The following is a 10,847-nucleotide window of genomic DNA, read 5'->3' as shown; positions in this document are numbered from 1 at the left end:
AACGGTCTGCCGGTCGCCCAGGTGGAGAAGCTGGTGAAGGACCACACCACGGGCCGCACCCTCGGCTTCATCGGCGAGCCCCGGGTGAACGTCCTGGAACTCAACATCGCGCTCAAGGACCTCGTAGCGAAGAAGTGATGGCCTTACCCGACCCACACGGGAGTCGGCGGCCGGGGGAGTACCCCGGATCCGCCGACTCCCACCGTCACGACGTCGGCCGCCCCGCTTCCCACGGGCACGGCCCGACGTGCGACAGGAGAGGCACACACCCATGACCCGGGTGCTCGTGGTGGAGGACGACCCGCAGCTCGTACGGGCCCTCGTCATCAACCTGCAGGCACGCAAGTACGGAGTGGACGCCGCCCCCGACGGCGCCACGGCCCTCCGGCTCGCCGCCGCGCGTCAGCCCGACGTGGTCCTGCTCGACCTCGGCCTGCCCGACATGGACGGCGTCGACATCATCAGGGGCCTGCGGGGCTGGACCCGCGTGCCGATTCTGGTCCTCTCCGCCCGGCAGGGGTCCGACGAGAAGGTCGCCGCGCTGGACGCGGGCGCCGACGACTACATCACCAAGCCGTTCAGCATGGACGAACTCCTCGCCCGGCTGCGGGCCGCCGTCCGCCGCACCGAGGACACGCCATTGGTGCCCGATACGACGCTTGTCGAGACCGGGGACTTCAGCATCGATCTGCTCGCCAAGAAGGTCGTCCGCGGCGGGCGGGACGTGCGCCTGACTCCGACCGAGTGGCACCTGCTGGAGATCCTGGTGACCAATCCCGGCCGACTGATCACGCAGAAGCACCTCCTCCAGGAGGTCTGGGGCGTCTCGCAGAGCAACAAGACCAACTACCTGCGCGTCTACATGGCCCAGCTGCGTCGCAAACTCGAGACGGACCCGTCCCACCCCCGCTATCTGATCACCGAGCCCGGCATGGGCTATCGCTTCGAGGGATGACATGGCACGCGGCAAGCTCCGGATCTACCTCGGCGCGGCACCCGGCGTCGGCAAGACCTACGCCATGCTCTCCGAGGCACACCGGCGGATCGAGCGGGGCACCGACTGCGTGGTCGCCTTCGTCGAGCACCATCACCGACCGCGCACCGAGGTGATGCTGCACGGCCTGGAACAGATTCCGCGCAAGGAGCTGGAGTACCGGGACAGCGTCTTCAACGAGATGGACGTGGACGCCGTACTGGCCCGCAGGCCCCAGGTGGCCCTGGTCGACGAACTGGCCCACACGAACATCCCCGGCTCCCGCAACACCAAGCGCTGGCAGGACGTCGAGGAACTGCTGGCCGCCGGCATCGACGTGATCTCCACCGTCAACATCCAGCACCTGGAGTCACTGGGCGACATCGTCGAGTCGATCACCGGCGTACGGCAGCGGGAGACCGTGCCGGACGAGGTGGTGCGGCGGGCCGACCAGATCGAGCTGGTCGACATGTCCCCGCAGGCCCTGCGCCGTCGGATGGCGCACGGCAACATCTACAAGTCGGACAAGGTCGACGCCGCCCTGTCCAACTACTTCCGGCCCGGCAACCTCACCGCCCTGCGCGAACTCGCCCTGCTCTGGGTGGCCGACCGGGTCGACGCGTATCTCACCGAGTACCGCAGCGAGCACCAGGTCTCGGCCATCTGGGGTTCGCGCGAGCGGATCGTCGTCGGACTGACCGGCGGCCCCGAGGGCCGGACGCTGATCCGGCGGGCCGTGCGGCTCGCGGAGAAGGGCGCCGGCGGCGAGGTGCTCGCCGTCTACATCTCCCGCAGCGACGGGCTCACCGCCGCCTCCCCGAAGGAACTCGCCGTCCAGCGCACGCTGATCGAGGACCTCGGCGGCACCTTCCACCAGGTCGTCGGCGACGACATACCGGTGGCCCTGCTGGACTTCGCACGCGGGGTCAACGCCACCCAGATCGTCCTCGGCGTCTCCCGGCGCAGAAGCTGGCAGAACGTCTTCGGGCCGGGTGTCGGCGCGACGGTGGCCCGGGACTCCGGCCCGGACCTCGACGTCCACCTGATCACCCACGACGAGGTGGGCAAGGGCCGCGGACTGCCCACGGCGAGCGGAGCACGCCTGGGACGTTCCCGGGTCACCTGGGGCTGGCTGACCGGCGTCCTGGGACCTGCCCTCCTCACCTGGCTGCTCACCAGCGCCACTCCGAACGTCGGCCTGGCCAACGACATGCTGCTGTTCCTGACGCTGACGGTGGCGGCGGCCCTGCTGGGCGGTCTCTTCCCGGCGTTGGCCTCCGCGGTCGTGGGCTCCCTGCTGCTGAACTGGTTCTTCACACCGCCCGTCCACACCCTGACGATCGCCGACCCGCAGAACATCGTCGCCATCGCGATCTTCGTCGGCGTCGCGGTGTCGGTGGCATCGGTGGTGGACCTCGCGGCCCGCCGTACCCACCAGGCGGCACGGCTGCGGGCCGAGTCGGAGATCCTGTCCTACCTCGCGAGGAACGTCCTGCGCGGTGAGACCTCGCTGGAGGCGCTGCTGGAACGGGTGCGCGAGACCTTCGGCATGGAGTCGGTGGCCCTGCTGGAGCGCACGGGCGAGACGGCTCCCTGGACCTGCGCGGGCAGCGTGGGGTCCCAGCCTGCCGAGCATCCGGAGGACGCGGACGTGGACGTACCGGTCGGCGACCACATGGCCCTGTCCCTGCGCGGCCGCGTGCTGCCGGCCTCCGACCGCCGGGTACTGGCCGCGTTCGCCGCCCAGGCCGCCGTCGTCCTGGACCGCCAGCGCCTCCAGCGCGAGGCCGACCGCGCCAAGGAACTGGCCGAGGGCAACCGCATAAGGACCGCGCTGCTCGCCGCCGTCAGCCACGACCTGCGCACCCCGCTCGCCGGTATCAAGGCCGCCGTGTCCTCGCTGCGCTCCGACGACGTCGAGTGGTCCGAAGAGGACCGGACGGAACTGCTCCAGGCCATAGAGGGAGGCGCCGACCGGCTCGACCTCCTGGTCGGCAACCTCCTGGACATGTCCCGTCTGCAGACCGGCACCGTCACCCCCATCATCCGCGAGACCGACCTCGACGAGGTCGTGCCCATGGCACTCGGCGGGGTCCCCGAGGACAGCGTCGAACTGGACATCCCCGAGACGCTGCCCATGGTCGACGTCGACCGGGGGCTGCTGGAGCGGGCCGTCGCCAACGTCGTCGAGAACGCCGTCAAGTACAGCCCGCCCGGCGAGAAGGTCCTGGTGTCGGCGAGCGCCATCGCCGACCGGGTCGAGGTACGGGTCGTCGACCGCGGCCCCGGTGTCCCGGACGAGGCCAAGGACCGCATCTTCGAACCCTTCCAGCGCTACGGCGACTCACCTCGCGGCGCCGGCGTCGGCCTGGGCCTCGCGGTCGCGCGGGGTTTCACCGAGGCCGTCGGCGGCACGATCCACGCCGAGGACACGCCCGGGGGCGGCCTCACCATGGTGCTCGCCGTACCGACGGCTCCCGAGCGACTGACACAGCAGCCGGATGTGCCGGCCGCGACCACGTCCTGAGGCGCTCAGGCGCCGGGCGGCACAGTGTCGAACTCCCGCTCGAGACGCGCGGTGTCCATCCGCAGCCGCAGAACGTTCCGGTGGTGCGCGGCCTCCAGCGCGGTACCCGGGCATGCACCGGCCACAGCTCGGCGCCGCGGCGCCGAGCCTCGTCGGCGGCCCGCACCAGGGCGGTGACGCTGCCCGGCGAACCGCTCACTCCCACGACGAGGCGAGCGGTCGAGGACGGGTGGGACTCGGACATCTGATCCTGCTCGGAACGCTTCCATCCCACCTCTGTTCCATGGCTTCCGAACACCCCCCGCGCCACTTCCTGGCGCCCTTCTGACGGCCCCTCCACGCCCCCTCACCAGCGGCGTCAGCGCTCCGTCAAGGTCGTCAGGACGAACGTCAGCGTCCCGTCAGGGCACGTCCGGTCCTCCGGCGCACCGGGCATGGCGTCGAAGGCGAGCCCGGGTCCGCCTCCCCGCGTCCGGGGCGCTCCAGAGCACTCGCTCCCCGCCCTCCGGGAGATATCGCATGGCACAACTGCTTCACGACGACGACCCCGACCCCGCCCACCTGTCCCCGGCCGGACCCCTCTACGTCCCGGTCCGGCCTGGCCCCTCCGGGTGTGTGGCCCGGCTCTTCCGCACACCTCGCTCGGTGACCGCACGGCCGTCGGCTTCACCTCCGCGGAGCGACTGACCGCCACGCTCGGCCCCGGCCAGGCGTGGATCCGCCTCACCGAGCCGGCCCTGGGCACGCTGACCGCCCCGGCGGCCGTCCACCTGGACGAGGACGACGAGGGCAGCCGCGAGGCATGATCCGGATCACCTGGATGCCTGGATCTCCAGCCCCGGGCACGCTGCATGTGTGCGGGCCCGGGGGCAGGGGTCAGCGTTCGAATGTGCCGGTCAGTCGGCCGCGGGCGAGGACGGGTGCGGTGATGGCGGGCAGGAGGGCGCGGGGCCGCGCCCGGTTCGGTTGCGCTGTGTCGGGGGTGCTTTCCACGCGGGTGGCGAGGGCGAACAGCTGGAAGACGTAGTGGTGCGGCCCGTGGCCTTTGATGGGTCCGGGGCCGTGGTATCCGCGACCGATGCTGGAGCGCAACAACCGCACTCCGGCAGCCGGCTGCCGTGCGTCGAGGGCACCGGGCTCCAGGTCTCGCGCTGCCGGGTCGATCAGGGCGACACAGTGCACAGCGGGCTTGGCCATCGGGGCGTCGATGTCCTCCATGACCAGGAGGAGTTGGGCGGTGCCGGCCGGCGACGGGGTCCAGGCCAGATGGGGGGACAGGTCGTCGCCACCGATGTTCTTGAGGCAGTGCTCCAGCGGAAGGGAGTCTCCGTCGCCGAACTGCCGACTGGTGAGGGTCAGCGACTCGGCACTGTGCAGATTGGGCAGATTCCACGCCAGGTGGGTCTCGCCTGCTCTGCGGTTGTTCAGGATGCGGCCCAGCAGAGTCATCGCGTTGCCTCGATCATGTCGATGATCTCCGTGACGGTGGCGGTCTCGCCGAGTTTCGGGAAGACGCGTTCGGTGCTGTGGCGGTGGGCATCGGCATCAGGGTCGCCCATGGCGTCGGTGGCCAGGACGACGTGGTACCCGTGGTCGGAGGCCGAGCGCGCGGTCGACTCCACACCTGAGCTGGTCGCGATTCCGGCGAGCACGATCTGGGTGACGCCCGAGTCCCGCAGGAGGGTGTCGAGCCCGGTGTCGTGGAATGCGCTGCGCCGCCGTTTGGTGATCAGGTGGTCGGTCAGCTGGACGTCGAGTTCGTCGATGAGGTCGGCCCAGCCGGATGGCAGCGCGGCGCTGCGCCCGGACCGTCGGGCTTCGGTGCGTCCCGGCGCGCGTCCGGTGACGTTGACCAGGATCACGGCCAGGCCGTGCCGGCGGAACTCGGTCGTCAGGTGCGTCGCCTGCTTGACGGCGGCAGCCACCTGGCTGTCGGTGTGGGCCGCGACTATGCCCTTTTGCAGGTCGATCACGACGAGCGCGGGCGTGGGATCGATTGTTGTCAGTGCCATGGGTGTTTCTCCTGTGGATATCGGCTAGTTGCCGGGATCAGGGCGCACATGGCCTTTCTCTCCGTCCGTCGCCTCTGCCCCGTCGTCGGTCGCAGCGGCAAGGGTGTCGCCGGTGGCGGCCGTTCGTGGTGCCAGGGGCTCGGCGGTGGGACTGGTGCCGCGCAGCAGGGAGGCGAGCGCGGCGAGGAAGGCGAGGGCGGCGCCGAAGGCGAACACGATGACCAGGCCGGAGTGGAAAGGCCCGGAGAGCAGGTGCGGGAAGAATTCACGTCCGGTCAGGACCTGTTGCTGGGCCGCCGTCACGTGGGTCAGGGCGCCGCTGGGCCGGAGCAGGTGCTGGATCGGGTTGACGCCCAGTTGGGCGGCGAACAGGGACGAGACCGGAGGCAGGCCGCCGACCTGGGTGGCGACGTGGGCCGGTATGCCCTGCTCCCGCAGGCCGGCGGTGAGGGTGTGCGGGAGGCTACTGCTCAGCCCCGCGATCATGAGGGAGAAGAAGACGCCGATGGAGACGGCGGTACCGGAGTTCTGGAAGGTGGAGCGCATGCCGGAGGCGACACCGCGCAGCTCTGCTGGAACGCTGCCCATGATCGAGGAGGAGTTGGGGGAGGCGAACATGCCGCTCGCTATCCCGTTGAGCGCGATCAGCACGGCGAAGAGCCAGTAGCTGAAGTCGATCGGCAACAGCATCAGCCCCAGGAAGCTCGCGCCGAACAGCAGCGCGCCGCCGGTGGCCAGGCCCCGGGAGCCGAGCCGGTCGGACAGGTAGCCGGACACCGGACCTGAGGCGAGGAAACCGGCGGTCAGCGGCAGGAGGAAAATGCCGGCCCACAGAGGCGTGTCGCCGTAGTCGTAGCCGTGGAGCGGAAGCCATATGCCCTGCAACCAGATGACCAGAACGAACTGCATCCCGCCTCGGCCGATCGAGATGCCCAGGCCCGCCAGGTTGCCGAAAGTGAAGGCCCGCCGGCGGAAGAGACCCAATTGGATCATTGGTGCGGAGACGCGCTTCTCGATGACGACGAACGCTGCCAGCAGGATCAGTCCGCCGAAGATCAGGATGTCGACCAGCGGGTTGGTCCAGCCCATGGTGTGCTCGCCGTAGGGCTGCAGGCCGAAGGTGACCGCGACGAGGACCGCGCTGAGCCCCACCGCGAAGGTGCTGTTGCCCCACCAGTCGATCCGGCCGCCACCGCTCTTCCCCGTCTCTCGCAGGGTGCGGTAGGCCCACAGTGTGAAGAACAGGCCGACAGGCACATTCACCCAGAACACCGCCCGCCAGTCCCAGGCCGACAGCAGACCCCCCGCGACCAGGCCGAGGAACATCCCGGCCAGCCCGGCGACCTGGTTGATGCCCAGCGCGAAGCCTCGCTGCTCCTTGGGAAAGGCATCGGTCAGGATCGCGGCCGAGTTCGCAGCCAGCATCGACCCGCCGACGGCCTGCACCACCCGCCAGCCGATCAGCCACATCGCCGCGTGGCCGCCGTCGAAGGGGTCGAGAGACAGCAGGATCGAGGCGAAGGTGAAGACCGCGAACCCGGAGTTGTAGATCCGGACCCGACCGTACATGTCTCCCAGGCGCCCCACCGTGACCACCAGGACGGCCTGGACCAACCGGTAGCCCATGATCATCCACAGCAGGTAGGCGATGTTGCCCGGAGCCAGCGGGTCCAGGTGCACGCCGCGGAAGATCGCCGGCAGGGCAATCAGCACGATCGAGCCGTCCAGTGCGGACATGAAGACCGCGGCGGTCGTATTCGCCAGCGCCGTCCACTTGTACCGGTCACCGGCCGGGCGGCGCGGGGCGCGCGTCATGGGAGGAGCCGTCATCGGTGTGCTTCCCTGGTTCCGTCGGGGTCAGATGTGCTGGGCCAGCCGCTCAAGAAGCGGTACGGCCGATGCGAGTTGTTCCAGCTCAGCACGGGTGAACGCGCCGCTGGTCAGGGACCGGGCGATGAGTTCCATCCGCGCGTTGCGCTTGTCCCGCAGCGCCTGCCGACCGGCTTCGGTCACGGACAGCACCATGCGCCTGCCGTCGTTCGGATCCGGGCGGCGGTCGACCAGGCCACGGGCCCGCAGTGCGCTGAGCGTCGCCCCCATGGCCTGCGCTGTGATCTGCACCTGGCGGGCCAGCGCCGAGGAGGTGGTGGGGCCTGAGCGATCCAGGTGCGACAGCGCGGTCCGCTCGGGCATGGTGAGTCCGCCGTCGACAGGTACTTGGCGCACCCGTCGTATCAGCGCGCTGAGACCGGCCAGCAGGACCGAGGCGACTTCGTCGGGGTCCAGGTCGTCGTTCATATACTAAGTCTACCTTATCAAGTAGCCTTAGTATCTGCTCCCCGCTTCACCGTCCAGGGAGAAGCGGGGCGGCCACTGCGGGCTTGCCCGTCGCCAAATGTGAGCCGCGCCGACCCCGACGTCGAGCGGCTCGCACATCCGGTCCTCTCCCCGAGCAAGATCGAAACCGGCGACCCGGCGGCCGTGAAACGCTGGTTCGGTTCGCAGAACTCGTCCTCGCCCAAAGGTGGGTCCGGGGTACCTCTGAAGATTGGTTGTGACGGCCTCGGGGGCGTGACAGCCCCTCAAGAAACCTCCCCGGACAACGTGGACGACGTCGAGCGCCACCGCTGCCCGGGATGTACGACGACCCCAGCGGGCCGCTGTCGGCTGTTCGCGTTCTTCACGGCGACGGCGGAGACCGAGCGCCGTCGACACTGGAGATCCTTGTCGGACGGCCGCTCCCGTGCTGGTGGACGGTGCCGGCGTCGGCCGCCGCGTGCGCGGCGCCCGGCTCCGGCTCGTCTTCCTCGCTGCGAAACTATCGATAAGCAATTAAAATTGGACAGCTTGCATTTTTTTCAATCGCTTCGCAGAAGTACTTGTGCTGGCTCTACGTCTGCGTGCGGGTCGTCGAGCGATTTGCGGCCACGACGGCGAGCCGGGCATGGCCGTTGTACTGCGCTCGTCCCGAGATAGGTTCCAAGAGGTGGGAGGCCCCGCTGTGACCGGTCAGCGCAAGCACACTGTGACCCGGATCGAGATTGAGACGGGCATGCCCTACAACGACTTCGTGACTGCTTTCGAAAAAGCGGCCCCCGCGTTCGACCCCGGTCCTGTCGAGCTCGTTCCGGAGTCGGGCGGCACGTGGGATGACGTCCGCGCCGCGATCGCAGTCAACGCCCCGCACGACCTGATCACTTACACCCGGATCAACGCCACTCCGCTGCTCAGCGTCGCAGGCCACACGGTCAGGTCGATCGAGTACCTGACAGGGAATCACGTCATTGCCGAGAGCATGTTCCGCTACGACCCCAAGGCACTGCTCTATGCGCCCCTGCGGATCCTGATCTACAGCGACGGTGACGGCAATGCCGTCCTCACCATGCATAAGCCGAGCGACGAGTTCGGTAGCCTGGGAATCCCCGAAGTCACCGAGGTCGGCGAACACCTCGACGGCATCGTCGTGAATGTCCTGCGAGTGTGCGGTGTGGACGCCTCACACCACTTCGCCTGACCGCGCGTGGTGAGTGGCAGGTGCGCCAGGGCAGCCCCAGGTTCCGCTGGATGCCGTCCTGCCATGTGATCGGGTGAGAAGGCGGATTGCCGGTAGGGCCGTGCAGCGTCACCCGCGCGATGACCTGGTCGATGACTACGGATACGTACGTCGTGGTGCGGTCTGCCCTTCCAGCCGGCGGAATCTCTTCCAAAGCCCGCTGTATTCGTCGTGCCCTTCAGAGGCTGAGCATGCACGTCGTCCTACCCCGGAGCGCGCGTGCTCGGGTCTGGCAGCGTCGTGGGACAGCCGGGGGCCCGGCTGTCCGCGGTCTCACTCCGCGGACGGCCGGGTGCTATGGCTCAGCGGTTGTGCTGACCCACGTGGTGTCCCAGGCGCAGCTCGAAGTCACCCTCCTTCTGCAGGCCCTTCTTGGACAGTGCGGCGATGCGCTCCTGCGTTTCGGGCCAGGTGGTCGTGCCGATGAAGGAGTGGTTGGAGATCCATCGGTCGGCCTCCGACGGAACGCCGGCGCGTGCGTTCACGAGCTCCTTCGCCAGTCCGAGCGGCTTCTTGTCGAAGCCGGCCACGCGGCGGGCGAAGTTGTCCACGAAGTCGTCGAGCTCAGCGTCGGGCAGGGCGCGGTTGACCCAGCCGTACTCCGCGGCGGTCTTGGCGTCGTAGTCGTCCGCGCCGGCGATGATCTCGATGGCCCGGGAACGGCCCACCAGAGCGCTCAGCCACTCGGTCGCGCCGCCGCCGGGGACGACGGAGACGCCGACCTCGATCTGGCCGAGGAAGGCCTTCTCGAGGCTGGCGAACCGAATGTCGCAGGCCAGAGCGAGCTCGCTGCCGTGTCCACGGGCCCGGCCGCGGAGCTTGGCGACAGAGACGACGCGGGAGGTGGCCAGGCGGGTGACGAACCGCGGCCACTCGGTGAACTCGGCGGCACCCGGCACATCGGGGACCTCCTCGTCCTCGAGGTTGTAGTGCGCGACAAAGAAGTCGGGGTTGGCGCTCTCGAAGACGACCACCTTGACCTCGTCGTCGGCTTCAATGCGGTCCATCAGCACGTTGAGAGCCGCGAACATCCGCGGGTCGTAGAGGTTGATGGGCGGGTTGTCGATGGTGACACGCCAGTAACCCGGGGTGACTGTCTCGAGACGGAGACGCTCATTGATGAAGGTCATCTTTTTGCTCCTTGTGCAGGTGATTCCATCGGCCTGTTCCAGCCGATGTGGACCCGTGCAGCGAACGAGAAAGCGCACGGGAGTTTTGGAGGATCGAGCCGACACGGCCGATCGGAGGGTGTTGCGTGCGCCCACACTCACTGGCCCGTCAGCCGTGTGTGAGCAAGTGACTCCACCAAGTGAGACACTCGACTCTATTTGATACTGATGAGTGCAGTAAGCACCCGCAAGGGAAGGTGTCGACGCGTCGATTCCTCGGATGCGCCGTCCCAAAAAAATCTGAACTTGCTGTCCCGGGCCTGTGAAAACACGAGGACGTCGGGATCGCAACACCTTCCTCGGCGCGTCTTCGACTGTACCTAACTAGAACGCTTGGTGCAAAATTCCACTTACGGAAGTCGTGGAGCGCCGAACATGGCACCGCGAAGCTCCTGGCTTGGTGTTCCATGGTGACGGTTCGGCCCTCCCGGTGGGTCGTGGCCTCATCCCGGGCCGGTCACCCCCGGAGAGCAGGCATTGATGCCCTGCGGGTGGGCCGGTTCACCCATCGAGCCGCAGGGCCCGCCATGTCGGGCGCCGACGGTCCACCCAGGCGGGACGGCGGCCCGCTGGCCGATGTCGGGGGGATGCTGCGCCCGGGGGGAATAGAAAC

The 10,847-nt window shown here is 68.7% G+C and carries 10 protein-coding genes and 1 pseudogene; 5 read left to right on the top strand and 6 right to left on the bottom strand.

Going from position 1 to position 10,847, the window contains the following annotated elements; translation table 11 throughout:
• From AB0472_RS44350 to AB0472_RS44340, 3 genes are all read left to right on the top strand, one after another.
• The coding region (locus AB0472_RS44350) for a potassium-transporting ATPase subunit C (protein WP_366365229.1) at positions 1-138 on the top strand (138 nt) is incomplete at its 5' end.
• Between the two features lie 133 nt (positions 139-271).
• Entirely contained in the window at positions 272-955 is a 684-nt protein-coding gene (locus AB0472_RS44345; RefSeq protein ID WP_366365226.1) for a response regulator, read from the top strand.
• Position 956: 1 nt separating this feature from the next.
• Positions 957-3,500 (top strand): sensor histidine kinase KdpD, encoded by a 2,544-nt coding sequence (locus AB0472_RS44340; RefSeq protein WP_366365224.1) that lies wholly within the window; start codon positions 957-959, stop codon positions 3,498-3,500.
• Here the strand turns inward: AB0472_RS44340 and AB0472_RS44335 are convergent.
• Positions 3,421-3,744: a universal stress protein gene (locus AB0472_RS44335; RefSeq protein ID WP_366365222.1), complete on the bottom strand. Its 324-nt coding sequence runs from the start codon at positions 3,742-3,744 to the stop codon at positions 3,421-3,423. The genes AB0472_RS44340 and AB0472_RS44335 overlap by 80 nt on opposite strands.
• A gap of 275 nt (positions 3,745-4,019) precedes the next feature.
• On the opposite strand from AB0472_RS44335, the pseudogene AB0472_RS44330 reads away from it, so the two are divergent.
• Positions 4,020-4,258 (top strand): annotated as a pseudogene (locus AB0472_RS44330) (SAV_915 family protein); the annotation flags it as partial.
• A 118-nt stretch (positions 4,259-4,376) separates the two neighbouring features.
• Here AB0472_RS44330 and AB0472_RS44325 read toward each other — a convergent pair.
• Genes AB0472_RS44325 through AB0472_RS44310 form a run of 4 tightly spaced genes read right to left on the bottom strand, consistent with a single transcriptional unit; the run spans position 4,377 to position 7,810 of the window.
• Entirely contained in the window at positions 4,377-4,949 is a 573-nt protein-coding gene (locus AB0472_RS44325) for a YbhB/YbcL family Raf kinase inhibitor-like protein (RefSeq protein WP_366365221.1), read from the bottom strand.
• On the bottom strand, positions 4,946-5,512 hold the full coding sequence (locus tag AB0472_RS44320) for a cysteine hydrolase (protein WP_366365220.1): 567 nt from the start codon (positions 5,510-5,512) through the stop codon (positions 4,946-4,948). The genes AB0472_RS44325 and AB0472_RS44320 overlap by 4 nt, the downstream gene beginning before the upstream one ends.
• A gap of 24 nt (positions 5,513-5,536) precedes the next feature.
• Positions 5,537-7,342: an MFS transporter gene (locus tag AB0472_RS44315; protein WP_366365218.1), complete on the bottom strand. Its 1,806-nt coding sequence runs from the start codon at positions 7,340-7,342 to the stop codon at positions 5,537-5,539.
• Positions 7,343-7,369: 27 nt separating this feature from the next.
• A complete protein-coding gene (locus AB0472_RS44310; protein ID WP_366365217.1) occupies positions 7,370-7,810 on the bottom strand; it encodes a MarR family transcriptional regulator in 441 nt (146 codons plus the stop codon).
• Positions 7,811-8,513: 703 nt separating this feature from the next.
• Here AB0472_RS44310 and AB0472_RS44305 point away from each other — a divergent pair.
• A complete protein-coding gene (locus AB0472_RS44305) occupies positions 8,514-9,026 on the top strand; it encodes a DUF302 domain-containing protein (protein WP_366365215.1) in 513 nt (170 codons plus the stop codon).
• Between the two features lie 341 nt (positions 9,027-9,367).
• Here AB0472_RS44305 and AB0472_RS44300 read toward each other — a convergent pair whose 3' ends face one another.
• Entirely contained in the window at positions 9,368-10,195 is an 828-nt protein-coding gene (locus AB0472_RS44300; RefSeq protein WP_366365214.1) for an enoyl-CoA hydratase/isomerase family protein, read from the bottom strand.
• Positions 10,196-10,847: the final 652 nt, after the last annotated feature.

The sequence above is a fragment of the Streptomyces sp. NPDC086777 genome (assembly GCF_040702065.1).
In the GTDB taxonomy this organism is placed as follows: Bacteria; Actinomycetota; Actinomycetes; order Streptomycetales; family Streptomycetaceae; genus Streptomyces.
This window is presented reverse-complemented; position numbering and strand designations above follow the sequence as displayed.

What these genes read in the sequence shown, in the direction of transcription:
- AB0472_RS44310 (WP_366365217.1), bottom strand. Translation starts at nt 7,810, where the DNA reads ATGAACGACGACCTGGACCCCGACGAAGTCGCCTCGGTCCTGCTGGCC.
- AB0472_RS44340 (WP_366365224.1), top strand. Translation starts at nt 957, where the DNA reads ATGGCACGCGGCAAGCTCCGGATCTACCTCGGCGCGGCACCCGGCGTC.
- AB0472_RS44345 (WP_366365226.1), top strand. Translation starts at nt 272, where the DNA reads ATGACCCGGGTGCTCGTGGTGGAGGACGACCCGCAGCTCGTACGGGCC.
- AB0472_RS44315 (WP_366365218.1), bottom strand. Translation starts at nt 7,342, where the DNA reads ATGACGGCTCCTCCCATGACGCGCGCCCCGCGCCGCCCGGCCGGTGAC.
- AB0472_RS44300 (WP_366365214.1), bottom strand. Translation starts at nt 10,195, where the DNA reads ATGACCTTCATCAATGAGCGTCTCCGTCTCGAGACAGTCACCCCGGGT.
- AB0472_RS44320 (WP_366365220.1), bottom strand. Translation starts at nt 5,512, where the DNA reads ATGGCACTGACAACAATCGATCCCACGCCCGCGCTCGTCGTGATCGAC.
- AB0472_RS44325 (WP_366365221.1), bottom strand. Translation starts at nt 4,949, where the DNA reads ATGACTCTGCTGGGCCGCATCCTGAACAACCGCAGAGCAGGCGAGACC.
- AB0472_RS44335 (WP_366365222.1), bottom strand. Translation starts at nt 3,744, where the DNA reads ATGTCCGAGTCCCACCCGTCCTCGACCGCTCGCCTCGTCGTGGGAGTG.